Raw genomic sequence first — 21497 nt, forward strand, 5'->3', positions numbered from 1 at the left:
TTTCTTTAGTCAGTTAAAATCTAACGTTAGCTCCAAATGTGAAGGTACGCTGTTGAGGGTTTCCGTTGAAGTCTGTTCCATATCCAGTAGTTGCAGAAGCCGTTGTATTTGTTTCCGGATCTAAACCTTTATAGCCTGTAATTACAAATAAGTTTTGCGCAGAAGCATATAATCTGATTCCGGTTACTTTTAATTTACTGGCAAAACTTTGTGGTACCTTGTAACCAAAAGCTACGTTATCTAACCTTAAGAATTTACCATCTTCAAGGAAACGTGTTGTGGCATCTCCATCTCTATTGATGAATGTAGATCTTCCAAACCACTGCCTTGGCGTTACGCCATCACCAGGATTAGATACACTCTGCCATCTGCCTAAAATTTCAGTTCCATTGTTTACAAAATTTTGATTTAACTGATCAACACGTGTTCTGTTATAGATTTTGTTTCCGCCCTGGAATCTTAAGAAGATATTTAAATCAAAGCCCTTATAAGTAAATGTATTATTTAATCCTCCAAACCATTTTGGTAATGAGCTACCTAAAACTTTCTTATCTGTTGAAGCTGATAATATGGCAGAAGCACCTGTGGCACTTGGGTTAGCAGGATCGTATACATTATAGGTTTGATTGGTTACATTACCTTGAATAATCTGACCATTTCCTTTTACATATAGTGGGTTACCGTTAGCTGGATTTACACCGGCATATTCATATCCATAAAAAGAATTTAATGACTCGCCAACACGAATGATATTATAAGTACTGATCTGATCTTGACCCTCTCTTAAAGATTCAACAATGTTCTTTTGTGCAGTAAAGGTGAAATTTGCATTGTAAGAGAAATTATCATTTTTAATAATATCACCACCAATGGAGAATTCGAAACCTGAATTTAAAATGTTACCCACGTTCTGTGTAATGGTATTTGTGGGAACACCAAGAGACGGTGCTGTAGGTGCATTTTGCACCAATGCATCTGTATTTTGTCTGAAATAATCTGCTGTAACATTAATACGGCCAGCAAATAAGCCTAACTCTAAGCCCACATCAACTTTCTTTTGTGATTCCCACTGAAGGTTATAGTTACCAATGTTACTGAAGCCAATTCCTGGTTGCGCACCATATACAGCTGCATTATATTGACCTAAATACCTAAAGTTTCCAATGCTTACATTACCCACTTCCGCATATGATCCACGAAGACGTAAATCAGAAATAAAACTTAAACCTGAAGAGTTTTTAAAGAAAGATTCTTCAGAAACACGGTAGGCAGCAGATACACCAGGGAAATAACCTAAGCGATTTGCAGTTGGTAGATTAGAGTTTTTATCTGAACGAATTGATCCACCGATGTAATACTTGTTTTTATAATTATAGTTTACACGGGCAAGATAAGATTCTAAAGCTGTTCTAACCAAACTTCCTGATGCTGTTGGCGTAACAAAAGTACCAGTTACGATATTTTGGTTCCAGTAAATATCTGTTAAGTTAGAAACAGAAGCTTGATAGAAAGATGTTCTGTCATTCTGAAACTCTTGAACCAAGGTTACACTTAAATTATGTGCATCTGCAAAGCTCTTATTATAAGACAGTACATTTTGAAGATCCAGCCTGATACTTGGACTAAAAGCCTGAGACATACTTCCATTGCTACTTACCCCATCACCAGCACGCGGATCTGTGTAAATAAAATCATCCACATTTTGATTATCAACGCCGACTTGAGTTCTAAATTTTAAGCCATCGAAAAGATTAACCTCTGCATATGCAGTAGCTAGTAAACGATAGGTTTGAGATCTTCTGATATTATTATCCAATACGAAGCGTTGGTTACCGATGTTATCTGAAATGGTAATTAAGTTATTACCTCTTCCTAACGCCGTTCTGTTAGGTGCAATATTGTACCCGGTAACATTCGCAGCATCATAAACAGGTACGTTAGGCAACATACGTAATCCTCCAAAAATATTTCCTGATAAAGTGTTACTTCCTGTTTGTGGGCCTGTATTATCTTGATAAGTAAATCCTGAAGTTAAGCCAAAGCTAAATACCTTATTTACTTTCTGATCAAAATTAGCTTTAATTGAATATCTTTTTAATGAATTAGAGATAATTACCCCTTGCTGGTCACTATATCCCAATGAGAAATAATATTTAGCCTTTTCTGTACCACCAGCAGCAGAAACACTATGATTTTGTTGCTGAGCCGTTCTGAATAAATAGTCCTGCCAGTCTGTATCGACAATTCCACCCTGACCGTCAGGCATTGAGAATGCCTGTGGGGCATTTCCTGCAGCTACTAGGCGTTCATTTGCTACCTCAATAAACTGCTCTGCATTTAGCTGATCATATCTTTTAGATACTTTACCTACGGCATAATAACCATCATAAGTAAAAGTAGCCTGACCTGCCTTACCTTTTTTAGTGGTAATTAAAATTACCCCTCCAGCCGCTCTTGAACCATAAATAGCTGTTGAAGCTCCATCTTTTAATACCTCAAAGGATTCAATATCATTTGGATTGATATCTGCTAAAGCATTTGAAGATGTGAAACCACCTACATCACCTGAAAAGATAGGAACACCATCTACAACGTATAGTGGCCCTTGACCCGAAGTAATGGTGTTCGTGCCACGAATACGCACCTGAGCAGGCTGCCCCAATAGTCCGTTCGCAGTAATTACCTGTACACCAGCTGCTTTACCAGCTAAAGCCTTATCAAATGATGGAATAGCCCTGTCTGTAAATTCCTGAGCAGATACACTAGATTGAGAACCAGTAACATCTTTTCTGTTTACAGATCCGTAACCTACAACAACAACATCAGACAGAGATCTTGCATCATTAGTTAACACTACATTAAGTACATTTGAATTGGTAACAACACGAGATATAGGCGAAAACCCTATAGATGAAAACTCAATACTAGCACCTGTTGTAACTCTGATAACGAATTTACCATCAGCGCCGGTTGTGGTTCCTCCTGATGCGCCTTTGATTTTTACACTTACTCCGGGAAGTGGCAATCCGTCTTCCTTCCCTGTAACTGTTCCAGTAATTGTTCTTTCTTGCGCCATTGCAGTACTTGCAATGAATAGCAATATGAACAAACTTTGTAAAAGTTTTTTCATAAAATTAGTTTAGTTTAGTTAATAAGAGCACAATATAAAATTTAACAACCTGTAAAGCAAATTTTACAAAACAAATATTAAATGCATTAATTAGCTAAAAAGAAAAGACCATTATACAAAAAACTCAAATACGTCAAAATAAAGGCAGTTATTAAACAAATAAAGACGTAAAAACCATATTTTAAGCTCATTTTTACTATCAAAGAAGATACAAATACATTAAAGCTAGATTAAAATATTTTTTTTATCTTACAAAAAGCATGATTTATGAAATAGACAACTTAAATCAGAGATGATCTAATCAGATTATCTATATATTTATATTAAATCGCAATCATAAGAAAAAATTATGACGATTTATCGTTTTTAAAATCATACTAATTTTAATGGTATAATTTATTTAATATACCTCGAATAATATAATATAAGCTGAAAGTAAAAAGAATCATTTTGAAATAGCATTTCAGCATTTATTATTAACCTTATAACTCATATTACAAAAATCAGTTCAAAAAAAAGAGGCTGTTTAAAACAGCCTCTTAAATCCTGATAACACATCAACTATTATGGGTTTTGTGGACCAATATTAGGGTTTGCATTAATTTCATCACGAGGGATTAAAAATAAAAATCTTGGATCTCCGGCAGGAATTTGCAATACGTTAGCAACAGATGCAGCTACGTAATTAGGAACATTTGAAGTTGTTCTGTCTAATGGTAAATTTAGGCGCTTAAGATCTAAATATCTAAATCCTTCTCCCCAAAGCTCAACTCTGCGGTTTACCATGATTTCATTAATTAAATCAGTACCGGTTTTTGGACTCTTAACTGCACTTAAATCTCTTTTGGAAACTAAAGTGAATAAAGCGGTTTGTGCTAAAGCGTCTTGTCCACTTCTGGCATAAGCTTCGGCAAGAATTAAATGCATTTCAGCACTTCTCATCCAAGGCACATCACCTAAGGACGGGTCACCTACAGCTTTAACAGAGAACTTTCTGGTCATGTATGGTCTTCTTACAAACGTTGACAGTGGTAACGGGAAATTAGTTGCTGTTGGTGAAGGCTCCCACATTTTCTTTCTTATATCGGTTAAAGAAATTAAATCATATAATTTAGAGTTAATCATTTTTGGTGTAGAGCGCTGATAACTTGAATTGGCATTATAAGCTATTTGCGCATAAAACGATCCAAAAGTATCACCTTGTTCAGTGGTAGGATTAGCTCCCCACATGTATTCTGATAGGTTGATATTATTAAAACCAGTTTGATAATCTGCCTGACTCATTAATGGAAATGCATTGCCATCAACTATTTCTTTAGCATATTTAATGGCATTAGTATAATCACCCATAGTTAAGGCAACTCTGGCCCTAAGCCCTTTTGAAACCCAAACACTTGCATGGGTTTTATTAGGAACTGAAACTGCATTTAAAGCAATTGCAGCATCTAAATCTGCTACGATTGCAGTATAAACAGCTTCAACACTCACTCTTGGCATTTTTGTATCCGTAGATTTTAACGGCAATGGTACTGCCAGTTGATTATTTGGTTTAGCATTAGGGTTATACCTCGTACCATAAAATTGCACCAAATAAGAGTAAGCATAGGCTCTCAATGTTAAAGCTTCAGCCTTAATTCTTGATTTATCGGCAGCCAAACCTTCTGCAGCATCAATATTATCGATAATGTAATTTGCATTACCGATCATCCTAAAGAATGTACGATAATAATATAAGTTACTGGCTGCATTATCGGTACGTGCTGCTACATAATTACCTTCACCAGTTGAGGTGAACCATGTTGCTGCAGCCTGGTGCAAATCTTCACCCATAAAATCTATACCTAAAAGAATACCTGCAACACCTGGTTTACCCTGAGCGTTACTGGTTGTTTCTGCAGTTCTTTCAAACATATAACGATAAATTCCATTTAATGCTACACTTGCATTTGCAGTCGTTGAAAATATAGATGTATTATCAACTCTATCTGTTGGTGTTGTTTGAAGATAATCTTTTTTACAGCCTGACCAACCTAAAATCATAGAGGCAAAAATCGCTGAGTAAAATATCTTTTTCATATCTGTCTTGATATTATAATTTAATAATTAAAAAGTGGCATTTAAGCCAACACTTAACATTCTTGCTTGTGGATAAACATTTGCGTTTGTTCCATCAAATGACTCTGAAGGATTTAAACCTTTTCTCTTCGAGAATAAGTGTAAGTTTTCACCTGTTACAAACAATCTAGCATTGCTTACATCAATCTTGCCTAACCATGATTTAGGTAAGCTATAAGATAAATTAACATTACGAATAGCTAAGTAAGAAGCATCAATTAGCCATCTTGTTGAAGTTGCATTGATGTTTGCAGAGTTACCGAAATCTACTCTTGGAATACTGCTGGTAGTATTTGTTTGTGTCCAGGCATTTAATAAATCTTTATGTAAAGCAGTTCCGTAAGAGCCAGTACTCATTAGGCCCTGATAGTTACTATCATAAAATTTACCTCCAATTTGGTAATTAACCAATACCGATAATGACCAGTTTTTATATGAAAAAGAGTTGGTAAATGAACCCATCAAATCAGGAATGGCAGATCCTGAACGGTCAAACAGAGCATTTGATTGATTAATCGTATACTCCACACCATTAACTGTTCTTTTATTTGCTGCTGTAATAGTTTGGGTAGGATCTGGGATATAAAGCGCAGCACCATCAGTAGGATCAACACCAGCATATTGCCTTAACCAAAACTGATAATAATCATAACCGACCTCTCTTCTTTTTGTACCACTAATAATAGTTGGTGATTCTACTGGAAGCTTAGTTACTTTATTTTTCAAGACTGTCCAGTTAGTGATCAAATTCCAATTAAAGTTATCAGTTCTCACAATATCTGCACCTAACATTAATTCTACACCAGAATTGTACATTGCACCCACATTCTGATTAATCCTTGTTACAGGATCTGATAATGGTTGAGGAACACTGAATAATAAATCTTTTACATTTTTCTTAAAGTATTCAAACTCTCCATAGATTCTTCTTTTCAAAAATGAAAAACTAACACCTGAGTTGAACGTGTTCTGAGATTCCCATTTTAGTAACGGATTAGCTGCAGATGTTAAAAGTGCTCCTGGTTCTGCACCATTATTCCAGCCTAAGTCATAAAATGCTCTATCAGGATAATAATCACTATTACCTGCATTAGATCCTGTTGTAAATAATATTGCATTATTACCTACTTCACCATAAGATACTTTAAGCCTTAAATCATCTAGCCAGAAAACATCTTTTAAGAAATCTTTATTAACTGACCATGAACCACCTAATGAGTAAAAAGTTCCCCATCTTGAATCTGGTGAAAACCTGGAAGAACCATCACGTCTTAAAGATGCATCAAAGAAATATTTATCTTTATAATTATAGCTCGCTTTAGAAAAATACGACTCTATATTATCATTATCTGCTTGTCCGCCAGAGCTATTGGCTGTTACGAAATTAGCAAATTCTGTATTACCTTGTAAAATTAAACCTGTTCTGCTTGCACTGAAAGTACGATAATTATAATCATAATTCTCATGTCCAACCAAAGCCGTTATGGTGTGATCGCCTATTGTTTTTTTATAGTTCAAAATCTGGTTGAACGTATAAGATCTAATGGTATTGTTACTTTGTGATTTATAACCATTTTGCGTTACTCCATCACCAACAGTTGGATTCCAATAAGTGCTACCATTGTTGTTTCTTAAATCAATACTAAATGTAGGAACGAAGGTGAAATCCTTTAAAAACTTAACTTCAACGTAAGTTCTTGCGCTTACCTGGCTTCTTCTTGTAAGGTACTCATTTAGTAAAGTCTCATATACAACATGTCTGGCAGGAGAAGCGCCTTGAGGACGAGCAATGGCACCTGGATGGTTTCCATAGTCATACCATTGTTCACCTGTTAAACTATTCATAATTGGTTGACCGGCAGCATCGAAAGCATGAACAGGATAAATTGGACCAATACCTCTGGTAAACGAAAATGCATTGATAAAACTTGAACCACTACCTGTAAAAGAATCATTTGCAGTATTTGCAGTAGTCATTGATCCTGCAATGTTTAAACCGGTTTTTAACCAAGGCTTAACTTGAGTATTCACATTAACACGGGCATTAAATCGCTGATAGTCTGATTTAATATTGAAACCCTGATCATTTAAATATCCCATTGAAACGAAGAAATCTGACTTTTCGGTTTTCCCTGAAAAATTTAAATTTGCGTCAGTTCTTTTTCCAAGTCTAGACATCGCATCATACCAATCAAAATCATTATATAATAATGAGGCATTAGGATTGAGCTTACCATCAGTGCCTACAACCTGCCCCCCAGGAACATTAAATGGATTGTATACTAAGTTGGTAAATACATCTGCTGATGCTCTTGTTGATGCTGCAGATTCAGATAGAGCTGGTGAAGCATTATACATTAAGTTATTCTTAATGCCTTGCCAAACCAAAGGATAATATTCTTGTGCGTTTACACGTTCATATTCCGGAATACCTCTTTCGGAAAACCCCTGAACAATATTGGCACTAATTGAAGGCTGTAAAGACTTCCCTCTTTTAGTTGTGATGATTACTACACCATTTGCACCTCTAGAACCATACAAAGCTGAGGATGATGCATCCTTTAACACCGAAATGCTTTCAATATCATTTTGGTTGATATCACCAATACTACCATCATAAACAGACCCATCCAACACATAAAGTGGCGTATTTGAGGCAGAGAATGAACCAAAACCACGGATTCTGATCGTTGGGGTACTTCCGGGCTGGCCGTTAGATGCACCAACACTAATACCAGGAGCTGAGCCCTGTAATGCTGCAACAACATTTGTTACCGTTCTGCTTTCTAAATCTTTAGCACCTAAAGTTGATACTGAGCCTGTAATGGACTCTTTCTTTTGTGTACCATAAGCAACTACAACCACATCTGATAAAGACTGTGCATCACCAGATAAGCCAACATTAATTACACCAGATGAAGTGATGTTGATAGTTTTAGTCAGGAAGCCTAAATAAGAAAACTGCAGGCTTTGAACTGAGGAAGAGATTCTGATGGAATACTTACCCTCGCCATTGGTTACGGCAACAGTTTGTGCACCAACAGCTTTAACACTAACACCAGGTAGGGGAATGCCATCTTCCGTTGACGTTACTGTTCCATTAATTGTTCGGTCTTGAGCCATTGCATTAAATGCAACAAACAGAAGCACGAACAAACTTTGTAAAAGTTTTTTCATGAATTTAAATTAGTTTGTTTGATTAATTGAATTAAATCGCAAAATATAACATATAAGAATATAATGCAACCTATTTCTGATGATTAAAATGATTTAGTCTAAAAACAAACCCATATTTGACCTTTAAATGACAATACAATAATTCAAACATTTGTATTATAATAAAGACTAAAAAATTAGTTATTAAAATTAATTCCAAAAAAAAACACCAACTCTCTAATGAAAGTTGGTGTTAGTAAAAGATAATTCTTATAAATATTAATATCCGCTATTTTGTTGTCTTTGTAAACCAGGGTTATTATCAATTTCTCTTTGAGGAATTGGCAATATGGTTTTAGCACCGCCAAAAGCAGCAGCTGGGTTTCCGCTTCTTAATGCAAGCCTATTTCTAAGCAAATCCATTCTACTATGACCTTCAAATGCTAACTCTTTACGTCGTTCAATCAATAATGCATCAATTAATGCTTGTTGACTGCTAACTGTTTTAGGAGCAAGACCAGCTCTAGCTCTAATTCTTGTATTTAAAATAGTAATGGCTTCTGCATTTGGTGTTGCACTTTCATTCGAATATTTCTACGCTGAATTGAAAATAAAATCCCATAAAAAAAGTGCTTATCAAATGATAAGCACTTTTCCTATAAATAAGGTATTATATTAATTTGGAAGCACTGTTGTAGCTACATCCCACCAAACAGGTTGATATAGAACAACTGTTCCAGGATAATTACCATTAGAAACAGCTTCACTGTTAGGGTATAAAAATCTTAAAGGGGTTCTGCCTGCACCTAACACAGATGTAACCGAAGTGATTAAGAAATTAGGATATCCGGTTCTTCTGTATTCTGTCCATGCTTCAAATCCTTGGGTTCCACACATAGCATAATACTTCTGTGTAATAATAGCCTTAATTTGCGTAGCCGCACTCGTACCTAACTGTGCATCAGGAGCAGTTGCTATATAAGCAGTAGCCTGAGCAGAAGTTAAGCTAACTGCAGTAAAACTTGTCTGAATACCTTTTTGGAATAAAGTACTAACACTACCTGCGGCCCAGCCTCTGGCTACTGCTTCAGCCTGAAGGAAAGCGCTTTCTGCAGAAGAGATTAATTTAACAGGTGCCGTAGCTGACGCTGGATTATTTGCACGGCCACCAACTAATGCAGATGGCGAAGAAATACTTTTTCCTGAATTTGAACTTAAGCTACTTGCTCCATTTAAAATATTTGAAATCGTATCTGCTGGTGCGATTACATCATAAAACTTAAATGCACGTGGGTCATTGTTTTTCTTAAAGCCATTAACCGCAGTGGCACTTGCACCAAGATTCTGTGTAAAATTTAAACCCACCATTTCATTATAAAGAGGATTTTGATTTCCACCTGTAGTAGAATATTTAATCTGTGCATCTTCATTTAAGAAGGTAGAATTTGCTGCATATAAAGCAGCAATACCAGCCTGTGCTTTTTGAGGGTTAACCTCTGAAATTCTTAAATAAGCACGCAATTTTAATGTATTTCCAAAAGCCGTCCATTTGGCTGCATTACCTTGAAAAACAATATCCTGCTCCCCTAAAGAAGTTGTGGCAGAAGATTTAAGTAAGGCAACCCCTTTATCGATGTAAGTGAAAACACTATCATAAACAGCAGATTGAGCATCATATTTTGGGCTTGATGACTTCGTAGCATCAAGTGCATCAGAAAGTGGAATATCACCAAATGCATCAGTAGCTGCCTGGAAAGTATAAGCTTTAAGGATGTATGCAATACCTTTTACATTATCACTGTTTGGCGTTTCACTCTTAATAATAAGATCAGCATTTACCAATGCATTACGGTAAATAGTTGTCCAGCTTCTATCAAATGCAGTATTTGTTACACTATATCTATCAAAATTTCTGTATTGTGAAGCGACTGGACTCTGAGTCCAATACTGCGCCCATATGCCTCCAAAGATCTGAAATCCATTTCCCATTAATTGCCCCAACGAAGCTTCAACTGTAGGTAATAGTAGAGTTGGTGTAGCACTATCTGGATTATTTGGGTTTTGATTAACATCAAGAAATTTCTTACAGCCGGTAAAACCAACTGTACTTGCCAGCAAAAGAAATAAAAAATTCTTTGTGCTAAATATATTTTTCATTTTCATAGTATTTAAGATTAGAACGAAACTTTTAAATTAACGCCGTAGTTTCTAACCGAAGGCGTTGCTGAAAAATCAAAACCTTGTGCATTTCCTGCACCTGCAGAGTTAACTTCGGGATCAGCATATTGGTTAGATTCTGGTGTCCAGATAAATAAGTTATTACCAAATAAACCAATACTTAATGCACTAATTTTATTGCTTTTTAATTGCTCTTTACTAAAGGTATAACCAAGAGAAAGCGTCCGTAATTTAACAAAAGAAGCGTCTACGATATTTGCTCCGTCAGCACGGTTTGGATAGTAATCTTGTTTATTATAACCTGTTGTATTCACAACGCTATTACCATTAGCATCAATATATACAGAATTAGGGAAAACCGTATTAATTCTTGCTCCGCCGGTTTCTGCTGAAGTACCCGTGAATGCCATGATATCTCTTGTTCTTGAATAGAAAACACCACCATGTTTAGTATCAAATAAAACACCTAATGAGAAGTTTTTGTAATTGATATTGGTTCCTAATGATGCTTGATATTTAGGGTTATAACTGCCTAAATACTGAGCAGATGTTGTATTTACCGGAATACCTGTTTCTTCATCTACGATAGTTCTTCCTTGTGCATCTTTAGCTTCTGTGATACCATAGAATTCGCCATAAGCTTTACCAACTGCAGCAACGATAGACATTCCTGAATATCCACCTACACTGATTTGTTCTAATCCATCTCTTAAAGAAACCACCTTACTTCTGTTTTGTGTAAACGTACCATAAAGCTCAACGCTTAAACCAGAATTGGTTTTAATAGGTGTACCTCTTAAACTTAACTCAATACCTTTATTTTGAATTTCACCAGCATTTGTTACACTAAATCCATATCCTGTTGAATTTGGAATAGGAATACTTAGAATCTGGTCTTTTGAATTGTTTACATAATAACTAAAATCAACTGACAACCTGTTTTTTAAGAAACCTAATTCTGTACCAATTTCAAATGAACTTGTTCTTTCTGGTTTAAGATTAGCATTTCCAAGTGTTGAACCAGCCATTAAAGCTGTAACATTTCCGAATGGGAAAGTTGTACTACCAAAGCCACCTAAGATCTCTCCTCTTGAGAAAGTAGTAAACAATTGGTAAGGGTCAGTATCATTACCTACCTGAGCATAACTTGTACGCAATTTACCATAATCTAAGAACTCAAATCCTGAAGATTTTTTTAATACTTCAGAAAATAGGAATGAGCCACTCACGCTTGGGTAAAAGAAAGAGTTGTTCGCAACTGGCAAAGTAGAAGACCAGTCATTTCTTGCTGTAGCCTCTAAAAACAACATGTTTTTATAAGACAAGTTTAAATCTGCATAAAGACCGAATAATCTTCTATTGCTGATATAATCTGAAATTACATCAACAGGCCCGTTACTGTTTGCAAGGTTATACCATCCTGGAACAACTAAACCACCACTTTCATTTGTAGCTGTAAGATTGGTAGAAGTATTTCTCATCCTGATGTTGTTACCTACCATTAGGGATACGTCAAAATCTTCACCAAATTTCTTTGTTGCGGTTACCATTAAGTCATTCACTACTTCATTCACATTATATTGACTAATCTGATAAGAGCCATTACTTACTTGTGAGTTACTACCAGTCGTGTAATTACCTGCGTCATCTGCAGGGGCATAAGAGAATTTTGGTTTTTTCTCTAACCTTCTGTCGCTATAATTATCTAAACCTAAACGTTCTGTAATATTTAACCAGCTTGATGGTTTGTAGTTTAAGGTAAAGTTACCTGTAATACGATTTACATCATTTTGATTCTCATAATTCTCAATTAACCAATATGGATTCATGCTATATGCACCATAATAGCCATAAGTCTTTGTGTCACCAACGCCATAGCTGTAATATGGATTGTTTAAATCTTTAAAGTCTGTAATCGGCATATCTCTTGGCGTTTGCAATACATTATTATATATACCGCCGGGATCCTGACCATTATTAGGTTTTTTTGAGCTTATTTTGGAATAGTTAAATGATACTCCTGCCGTAAATTTATCACTTAATTCTGCTGTACCATTGAAACGAACATTATATTTGTTATAAACATCCTTGTTGCCAGGAAAAGTTGAATTGGAATTCAACGAGTTTAGTCCAAGATAAAATGTTGTTTTATCGCCACCGCCTGAAAAGCCTAAATTATTATCAGTAGCAAAACCAGTGTCAAAAAAGTCACGAAGATTATTTTTCTGTGCCGAATAAGGTTTAGTTAAGCGCACACCGCCAATTGACTGTCCGTATTCTTGAACTTCACCAGTAAAAGGTGCTCCCCAGCTCCAGTTTTCTTTAGGATCATTAACATAAGTAGTATTGGCATCATTAGTCCCAACTTCATCATAATATCCCTGTCCGTATTCATTTTGCAAATCAGGCAACTTAAGAACAGAAGAGAATGTATTTGAAGTGCTAAACGTAATCTGAGGCTTAGCACCTTTAGCACCTGTTTTAGTGGTAATAATCAAGGCACCATTCGATGCACGTGAGCCATATAATGCTGCAGCTGCTGGGCCTTTCAGCACTGTAACTGAAGCAACATCATCTGGATTGATGTCATTACCACGGTTACCAAAATCTACACTGGCTAAACTAGAGCTACCACCGATTATACTTGAGTTATCAATTGGCACACCATCAATCACAATAAGTGCCTGGTTATTTCCTGAAATGGATGAACCTCCACGCAAAACTACTCTGGATGAACTACCTGGAGTATTAGAAGAAGAAGTAATGTTTACTCCGGCAATCTTACCACCTAAAGAGTTGATCACACTTGGGTTTTGCCCTGAAGTTAATTCTGTATTATTTAATGTTGGTGCAGAATAACCTAATGTTCTTTTTTCTCTTTTAATCGCATTTGCGGTTACAACAACCTCAGATAGGCCTTGCGAATCACTTGTTAAAATTACATTGTAAACAGTTGCTGCGGTAAGTTTAACTGTTCGAGATGCATAGCCAATGTAAGTTAATTCTAAAGATGTAGCAGATGATGGAACGGTTATGGAATACTTTCCATTTGCATCTGTTACGGCACCAATTTGTGCACCATTTACTTTTACACTTACCCCCGGAATTGGTAATTTGTCATCCGCGGAAGTAACTGTACCAGTGATTGTTCTATCCTGGGCAATGGCATTAAATGCCACGAACATGAGGATAAACAAACTTTGTAGAAGTTTTTTCATGAAATTCAAGTTAGTAGATATTATTAGTTTTTAAGAGAGCAAATCTAATGTTGTTGAAATAGTATTTAACATTATTTAACAACCGATTAGAATAAATTGCATCAAAATGACAAAGCTAGATTTTATTAATGACGATTTAAGCATTCAAAAATTAATCGGAACAGGTGATTTAATTCAGCAGAAATTCATTTTAATTCTAATGGTAAATAAACGCAAAAAAGGCCATCCGTGATAAATCGGATGGCCTTTATATTGTTTTTGTTTTATCTCTAGTTTGCTGCTACAGAAACTATAATAGAACCAAAATTACCACTAATTGTTCCTTGTGAAGCCGTATTAATTTTTAACGGAAGTGCGTATGTTGAACCTGTAACAAAATTGTTTGTATTAACAGGAATAACAAAATTAACACCCGCCTGGCCAGCCGGAATGACAACAGTTGTTGGCATGGTATACCAGGTTGCCGGGATTAAAGTATAAGATCTACTGGCTTGTGTATTATGTAAGGTTAAGGCAGCTGCATCAATTCCAATTCCAACAGTTACATCAGATGGTGCAGGTTTTCCTGTACCGCTATAGTTAACGCGGATATTCAAAGGTGATGCCGTTCCTTTTGCAAGTGTAAGTTGATAACGGGCTAATTTTACGCTTGCGGTTAAAGAACCTGAAGCGATATAATCAGGATTATCAAATTCTATAATTGCACCAGCACTATTTGGTGCATCCGGACCAATGATTGGATTAGACTTAAGGCAAGAGCTTAAGGTTAATACAACAAACAATATTGCCAGGTTTTGATATATTCTTTTCATTTCTTTTCGTTTAAATTTAAAATATTATTTATCTAGCCCAGAATATTTTGGTTGAATACTTATTAATATTTGTTGGCACGTTTGCGCTATTATAAGTAAATTCAGTACTTGGATAAAGTAATCGTGTAGGTAATTTATCTGCTGCTGTTGAAACTCCAGCTATGGAAACAATTGTTTGCGCAGGAGTTGCTGCACTAATATCAGGGTTACTTACCGGATAACCAGTTCTTCTAAATTCATTCCAGGCTTCATCACCAAATATTAAGTTTAAAGCAATATATTTTTGAGTAATGATTGCTTCTAATTGTTGTGCCTGAGTGGTAGCTAAACCGTAGTTAGCAATGTACTTTGTTGAGTTGGCTGTTTGATAAGTGGTAGCATCTGCTACCGGATCTTTACCTGCTGATACAGCTCCGGTATTTGATTTATACAAGTACCTGAATGATGCCTGAATACCTGAATTAAATAAAGATTGTGGAGTACCAGCAATTACACCAGTTAATGCGCCTTCGGCTTGAAGAAAATAACTATCGGCAGCCAAGATAACAGGTTGAGCAGCATCTGGTCCTTTGAAAATTCCAATTGCCTCAAAAGAAGTAGAACTTGTACCTCTAAACCATGAATTTGGCGTTGCACCACGACCAGCAGTTGCCAATTGATTACCCAATTGATTTGTAGCTGTTGAGATACCGGATTTGTAAACCACATTTGCACGTGCCGGATCAGTTAATTTTGTTCCGTTGTAAAAACTCATGATGAAAGGCGTTGGAACATAATTTGAACCAGCAGCCACAGCAGCACCTGCAGCAGAATATACGAAACCATTCCATCCTGGATTCTGTTTTCCAATCACTTTGGTATATCCAGGATTAATAGAAGCATCATCCGTTAGGAAACCTGCAACATCAAAGTTTTTATTGGTGAAAGCTACTTTGTTTCCAGCACGCAAAACTAATCTTAATTTAAGTGTATTTGCGAATTGAATCCATCTGGTGATTTCAACAGTAGTTGTAGCACTTGAACCAAACATTACATCTGCACTTTTGAAATTACTAGCAGCAACAGGGTTAGCTTTGAATGATACGATTGCGGCATCGCAAAGGTCTGCTAATGATTTGTAGATATCAGTAGCTTTATCATATTTAGGTGTAACACTGGCAGCACCTTTTAAGGCATCAGTATATGGTACATCGCCGTATTGATCAACCAATCTTTGAAAAGTATATGCTTTCATTAATTTGGCTGCCGCATTAAATTGAGCATAGCCTGCTTTACCTTCTGTGTTATCAATTACGTATTGGAAATCAGTTGCAATATCATAGCTATTGTTCCATAAACGTTGCCAATCCGTTGAAGCATAATCATAAGAAATGATTGCACCCCAACCACTAACTCCTCCGCCATTCGCAGCGTAGCCTACAACCTGTGAGCCATAAAAGTTAAATGAAGCTGATGTTGTTGCATTCGCCGGGTTAGGAATTGTTCCTTCAAGCGGCGCCTGCCCCCAGGTTAAATTTGCAACAGCCGTCATTGCCTGAGGAAGTACCAATTCTGGTGTTCCTGAAATGGGTTGATTGGTATTTGTATTGACATCAAGGTATTTCTTGCATGATGATAACGAAAGACCAACACTGGCTGCAAGAAATAATATAAATATTTTTTTCATGATTTCTGTATTAAAAAGTAAGTGATAACGTAGCACCATAATAACGTGATGGTGGCGTTTCTGTTCCATTTAAACCAACACCATTACCACTGTTCGTAGTTGAATTACTGTTGTACTCTGGATCTGTATATACGTTAGTTTTTGGAAGGAAAACAAATAAGTTACGACCTTGCGCACTAATTCTAGCCGCCTGGATAAATTTAGATTTCGCTAAAAGTGTTTTTGGGAAATCATAACCCAGTGTAATTTCTCTTATTTTCCAAAAATTACCTGATGTGATGTAATTTTCATCAATATTTGTTCTTGGCCCACCTATAGTCCAGTAACCTGGTCCACCATCTTTTACTGTGATGTTAGTGTTTTGCACATAAGTGTTTGTTGCCGGATCAAGATAAGATGAATTAGGGATTACAAAACGCTCTCTGTTGTAAGCAACTGTATTGATACCAGCACCACTAAAATCTAAGCTACTTGGCCCTATTCCATTATACACAGAATAACCACCTCTATATTCAGCTAATGCCGTTAATGTGATGCCTTTAAATGATGCACTTAGGTTAATACCAAAAATATCGGTAGGTGCTGCATTACCAAAAACAGATAACGTTGAAGTTCCTGAAGGATAGCCAGTTACGCGATCTACAATTATTCTTCCTTCATTATCTCTATTATAAGATCTGCCTTGGAGAACCGGGAAAGGTTGTCCAGCAATACCATATGATCCAGCGTTTGTTGTATTTGATAAATTAATACTCGAGATTCCAGCTAATAATTCATCCACCATGTTTTTGTAGTGTGAATAGTTAGCAGCAACAGTTACTGTCCAATCAGATGTTCTAACAGGTACGAAAGCTAAAGTTGTCTCAATACCTTTACTACTTGTTTGACCCGCATTTAACAGATAGTTACTATAACCAGATGAGTTAGCTACTGCTGCTGTTACGGTTTGATTTTTAGTTTTTGTACTGTAATAGGTAAAACTGGCATTAATTCTATCTTTCAGGAATGACATATCTGTACCTGCTTCGAAAGAATAAGAAAACTCAGGTGTAATATTTGGCGATACTAAGCTATTACCTACTGTAAATCCACCAATTCCATTATAAGGAAAACCAGAATTTTGATTAAAGGTAGCATCTAAACGATAAGCACCCAAAGTGTTTTCAGCACCACCTACGTTAACTAAACCAACTTTTGATAAACCTGCTCTTAATTTAATGAAATCAATTGCTTTTATCTCTTTCAATGCAGGAATCGCATCTGTTGGCACGAAAGAGATGTTACCTGATGGATAGAAGAATGATCTGTTTGCAGCAGACAGACGGGAATCCCAGTCATTACGTGCTGTTGCACTTAAAAATAAATAATTTTTAAAGCTTACATTTAATAATCCATAAATAGCCTGCTGACGCGCTAAATAATTGGTTTCTGTTGCTGTTGGTGTATTGGTACTATTGCTTAAATTAAATAATCCTGGCTGAACCAATCCACTAACTGACGATTCCATTGTTTTAGTACGATCCTGACGCATAAATGCGGCTGCAATCAAATTAAAATTGAAATCGTTTACTGTTTTTTTGAATGATGCCTGAAATTCATTTGTAATTCGACCTGTATAAATAGCACCATCGGTTACACCACCAACTACATCAGTCCTTTTATAAGCACCAATTTCTGGTCTGGTTTTGATGTAATCATTAAATTTATAAATGTCAGAATAAGATTTTCTTGTATTATTTCTAGAGTTAAATCCCACACGGTAAGTCAAATCAACCCACTTTGCAGGGCTATATTTTAAATCCCAGCTACCGGTTAAATAATCATTTCTTACATTTTCACGGAAGTTATCAATACTAAAATAAGGGTTGGTATAATAAGCATTCGGATAGCCACTTGGATCAGCAAATGGATCATTTTTCCAATCTTTGAATGATGTGATAGGCAAGTTACCCGGACTTTGTAACATCTGATCATAGAAACCAGTTGACGTAGTTTGATTATAACGATTCTGAGCGTAACTTATCGCAAATGATGTAGATAAATTTTTAAGTAAATTTCTAGTTCCATTAAAACGAACATTTGATTTATTGAATTTATCTTTTGGAAGTGTACCACTTACATCAAGATATTGACCTGAAATAAATAACGTACCTTTCTCATCACCAGAAGATAAAGATAGATCGCTTTGACTGGTTAAACCATTATCCCAAAAATCATACTTATCATTACCCCATTGATAAGGGCTCATTTTTACTGTACCATCAGCTAATGGCAAGCCAATTGCTCTTGGCACCCCATCGAAAGCTGGGCCAAACTGCTGATTTTCATAACCTAAATAAATCTTTAGGTCGTTATCAGAACCACCGCCAAACTGCTCTTGCAATTTAGGATAGAATGCAACCTGCTCTACTGTTAAGCTTTGTTGCGCTTTAATCTCTAATTTACCTTGTTTACCCTTTTTCGTAGTGATAATTAATGCACCATTTGATGCATCAGATCCGTAAAGTGCAGCTCCACTGGCTCCATTTAGAACGGTTACATTATCAATATCTTCTGGATTTAAATTGCTTAAAACAGAATTTGGAACTATAATAGCGTCCAAAACGATCAATGCCTGGTTATTACCGGTTAATGATCTTTGGCCCCTTAATACTACCCGAAAGTTAGGGTTTGTTCCTCCAGATGTTCCATTAATTTGCAAACCAGCTACCTTACCCAACAATCCACTTGCAACGTTGGTAGGTTTTGCACCAATTAATTGATCAGACTTGATGGTTGTATTAACTGTACCTAAAGACCTTTTACTTGCCGTTAAACCTGCCGCTACAACAATAACTTCGTCGAGAGAAGCGGCATCACCGGCTAAAGCAACATTAATTGTACTCGAGGTGCCTAAAACCCTTGATTGAGTAACAAAGCCAATAAAAGTAAAGTTTAATGTGGTAGATCCGGATGGAACTCTGAGCGAGTATTTACCATTGGCATCTGTTACGGTACCCATTTGCGTACCTTGTACCTTAACGCTTACTCCCGGGATCGGTAATTTGTCGTCCGAAGAAGTAACTGTACCAGTAATTGTTCTGTCTTGTGCCATTGCGCCAAAAGCAACGAACATAAGAATGAACAAACTTTGTAGAAGTTTTTTCATAATTTAAAAATAGGTTAGTTAATGATTAATGATTCTCCTAATTTAAGTTTTGAGAATCATCACAGAAAATTTTTTTTAACATTTTTTAACAACTTTCCGAAGTAATAGATTAATTCTCTAGTAATCAGTAAATTAAAATTTAATACTGTTGATTTCACGAGGTTTTTTTGAACTAAATCGTTAAGGCAGATGCTAAAATAGTATCCATAAACTTTAATATTGATAAAAATTGACTTATAAATAAGTCAGTAAATGCAGATTTGTTGTGTAACAATATATTTTTTTTGAATGATTGACTTTCTTGCAATCATAAATATCAATAATATTTTAGCTAAAAATTATTGAAATGTGTTAGAATAGCACATGAATGATAAAAACTATTTGGATGAGCGAGTGAATTTATCTTAAATCAACCATTCGGAAGTTTTTCCATTCCAGATAGCTATTATAATCTTCCTTAATAAGCAGTAATAATAAATTGTAGCTATTTCTAGCACATATGTTTAATTTATATTAACCTTAACTACTAAATACCACAATAAAATCAGTTTTAAATTATTTGAGAATTTGATTCTATAAAAAAGGCGGGTACTTTTTGAGTACCCGCCTTCATTTATTTTAAAAGAGCAAATTAAAATTTATCCCAAAATAATTTAGTCGTTACATTGTCTCCACCAATTGCACTAGAAGCCTGACTATAATTGCTACCATTTAATTGCTGTTCATTACTTGGATAGTTAAGCCTGTTAGGAAAACCAGATTTAGCTCCTACTGGTGGAGTAATTTTTGGAAAATCCAATCTTCTTAATTCTGTCCAACAATTAAAAGGCCTATTATAAAGTGCGATCCATTTTTGGACACCTATTTTTTCTCTCCAGGTACCAGGTGCCGTTGCATAGGAAATTAGTGGGTTTGCAAGATAAGTGGATGCTTCTGTAGCTGTACCTCCCCAGTATAAAATCGATGCCTTAATCGCATTATTGTAATGCGTTTCTGCATTACCGCTAACTGTATATCCCCTCTCAGCTGCCTCTGCTCTATTAAATTCAGTTTCTACATAATCCATCAGCAGGGTTGGCGCATCAGCAGCATAAACTTTAGGACCAGGCTTAGAAACAGCAGATATCGTATTCACCTGCCCAACTATACCACCAATGTAGGCACCGTTTGAATTGGTACTAAAATACTGTGGTAAACGAGGGTCTGCCAGCGCCAACAATTTGTCTACCAAATCTTTTGCGGCCACGTAATCACCACGCCCACCAGTTACAATATCAACAAAAAGTGGATTTTGGTTTGGTGCACCAGCCAGATATTTAAAAGTTGCATTATCTACATCGGCAGATATTGCACCTGCATCTGATGCCTCCACAGCAGTTTTGGCGATTGCATTATCTGCATCTGCTAAAATTAAAGCTTGTTGCATCCGCAAAGAGTTACCAAATTTTATCCATTTTGAAACATTCCCTTGAAAAATAAGGTCTTCACTTGCAGAAAAACCTGCACTTGCCGTATTGAGTTGAGCAATGTCGGTATTTAGCCTTTTCAATAGATCTAACGAAATCGTCTTCGCATCATCATATTTGGGAAAAAGATTTTGTTGATCTAGCGCCTGGCTATATGGTACGTTGCCAAAAGTATTAACCAGAGTACTAAATGCCAGCACTTGCATGATATCAATAATTGCGAGTTGATTCGACTTTATACCTGCGTTTAAGGTAGCATTGGCCTTTATAATGGTTGATGATTGGTTTAAATTTTGGAGTACTTCTCTATACATCGTAGTCCACCATGCCTGAGGAATATTTCTGGTACCGAAGTCATACTGGGCTTCATCCTGATACGTTACCATTGCCCACTGACTTGTAGTGAATCTGAAAACATTGGTGTTAACACTGGCACTCGTAACAACATCACTGTAAGATTTGGTTGCGAATGAAAACAAAGTAGCAGCAGGAACCTCCGATGGCCTTTTGGTATCAATATTAAGTGATGTGATATCCTTTTTACAAGCTGCAAAAGAAACAAGCATTGCAAAAAATATGATTGATTTTTTCATTTTATTGTTGATTTA

The 21497-nt window shown here is 36.0% G+C and carries 11 protein-coding genes; 1 reads left to right on the forward strand and 10 read right to left on the reverse strand.

The features are described 5' to 3' along the window. Positions 1-13 precede the first annotated feature (13 nt). From AN34_RS01150 to AN34_RS01170, 6 genes are all read right to left on the reverse strand, one after another. Positions 14-3130 carry a TonB-dependent receptor gene (locus tag AN34_RS01150; protein WP_029281426.1) on the reverse strand — a complete coding sequence of 1039 codons (3117 nt, stop codon included), beginning with the start codon at positions 3128-3130 and terminating at the stop codon, positions 14-16. 564 nt (positions 3131-3694) lie between these two features. Further along, on the reverse strand, positions 3695-5206 hold the full coding sequence (locus AN34_RS01155) for a RagB/SusD family nutrient uptake outer membrane protein (protein WP_029281428.1): 1512 nt from the start codon (positions 5204-5206) through the stop codon (positions 3695-3697). 27 nt (positions 5207-5233) lie between these two features. After that, entirely contained in the window at positions 5234-8422 is a 3189-nt protein-coding gene (locus AN34_RS01160; protein ID WP_029281430.1) for a SusC/RagA family TonB-linked outer membrane protein, read from the reverse strand. Between the two features lie 258 nt (positions 8423-8680). Further along, positions 8681-8956 (reverse strand): RagB/SusD family nutrient uptake outer membrane protein, encoded by a 276-nt coding sequence (locus AN34_RS21365; protein WP_082468290.1) that lies wholly within the window; start codon positions 8954-8956, stop codon positions 8681-8683. A 120-nt stretch (positions 8957-9076) separates the two neighbouring features. Beyond that, positions 9077-10558: a SusD/RagB family nutrient-binding outer membrane lipoprotein gene (locus AN34_RS01165; protein ID WP_231625466.1), complete on the reverse strand. Its 1482-nt coding sequence runs from the start codon at positions 10556-10558 to the stop codon at positions 9077-9079. Positions 10559-10575: 17 nt separating this feature from the next. Then, positions 10576-13797 (reverse strand): SusC/RagA family TonB-linked outer membrane protein, encoded by a 3222-nt coding sequence (locus AN34_RS01170; protein WP_029281434.1) that lies wholly within the window; start codon positions 13795-13797, stop codon positions 10576-10578. Positions 13798-13903: 106 nt separating this feature from the next. Between AN34_RS01170 and AN34_RS21985 the strand changes: the two genes are divergently transcribed. Beyond that, entirely contained in the window at positions 13904-14029 is a 126-nt protein-coding gene (locus tag AN34_RS21985; protein WP_255353639.1) for a hypothetical protein, read from the forward strand. Between the two features lie 37 nt (positions 14030-14066). On the opposite strand, the gene AN34_RS01175 is transcribed toward AN34_RS21985, so the two are convergent. The 4 genes from AN34_RS01175 to AN34_RS01190 all read right to left on the reverse strand — a co-directional run bounded on the left by AN34_RS01175 (position 14067) and on the right by AN34_RS01190 (position 21482). Then, entirely contained in the window at positions 14067-14609 is a 543-nt protein-coding gene (locus AN34_RS01175; RefSeq protein WP_029281436.1) for a DUF1735 domain-containing protein, read from the reverse strand. A 28-nt stretch (positions 14610-14637) separates the two neighbouring features. Continuing rightward, a complete protein-coding gene (locus AN34_RS01180; protein ID WP_029281438.1) occupies positions 14638-16275 on the reverse strand; it encodes a SusD/RagB family nutrient-binding outer membrane lipoprotein in 1638 nt (545 codons plus the stop codon). Between the two features lie 10 nt (positions 16276-16285). After that, positions 16286-19423 carry a SusC/RagA family TonB-linked outer membrane protein gene (locus AN34_RS01185; protein ID WP_231625467.1) on the reverse strand — a complete coding sequence of 1046 codons (3138 nt, stop codon included), beginning with the start codon at positions 19421-19423 and terminating at the stop codon, positions 16286-16288. 631 nt (positions 19424-20054) lie between these two features. Continuing rightward, a complete protein-coding gene (locus AN34_RS01190) occupies positions 20055-21482 on the reverse strand; it encodes a SusD/RagB family nutrient-binding outer membrane lipoprotein (protein ID WP_029281442.1) in 1428 nt (475 codons plus the stop codon). Positions 21483-21497: the final 15 nt, after the last annotated feature.

The sequence above is a fragment of the Pedobacter sp. R20-19 genome, from assembly GCF_000708265.2.
Classification (GTDB): Bacteria; Bacteroidota; Bacteroidia; order Sphingobacteriales; family Sphingobacteriaceae; genus Pedobacter.

What these genes read in the sequence shown, in the direction of transcription:
- AN34_RS01150 (WP_029281426.1), bottom strand. Translation starts at nt 3,130, where the DNA reads ATGAAAAAACTTTTACAAAGTTTGTTCATATTGCTATTCATTGCAAGT.
- AN34_RS01155 (WP_029281428.1), bottom strand. Translation starts at nt 5,206, where the DNA reads ATGAAAAAGATATTTTACTCAGCGATTTTTGCCTCTATGATTTTAGGT.
- AN34_RS01160 (WP_029281430.1), bottom strand. Translation starts at nt 8,422, where the DNA reads ATGAAAAAACTTTTACAAAGTTTGTTCGTGCTTCTGTTTGTTGCATTT.
- AN34_RS01165 (WP_231625466.1), bottom strand. Translation starts at nt 10,558, where the DNA reads ATGAAAAATATATTTAGCACAAAGAATTTTTTATTTCTTTTGCTGGCA.
- AN34_RS01170 (WP_029281434.1), bottom strand. Translation starts at nt 13,797, where the DNA reads ATGAAAAAACTTCTACAAAGTTTGTTTATCCTCATGTTCGTGGCATTT.
- AN34_RS21985 (WP_255353639.1), top strand. Translation starts at nt 13,904, where the DNA reads ATGACAAAGCTAGATTTTATTAATGACGATTTAAGCATTCAAAAATTA.
- AN34_RS01175 (WP_029281436.1), bottom strand. Translation starts at nt 14,609, where the DNA reads ATGAAAAGAATATATCAAAACCTGGCAATATTGTTTGTTGTATTAACC.
- AN34_RS01180 (WP_029281438.1), bottom strand. Translation starts at nt 16,275, where the DNA reads ATGAAAAAAATATTTATATTATTTCTTGCAGCCAGTGTTGGTCTTTCG.
- AN34_RS01185 (WP_231625467.1), bottom strand. Translation starts at nt 19,423, where the DNA reads ATGAAAAAACTTCTACAAAGTTTGTTCATTCTTATGTTCGTTGCTTTT.
- AN34_RS01190 (WP_029281442.1), bottom strand. Translation starts at nt 21,482, where the DNA reads ATGAAAAAATCAATCATATTTTTTGCAATGCTTGTTTCTTTTGCAGCT.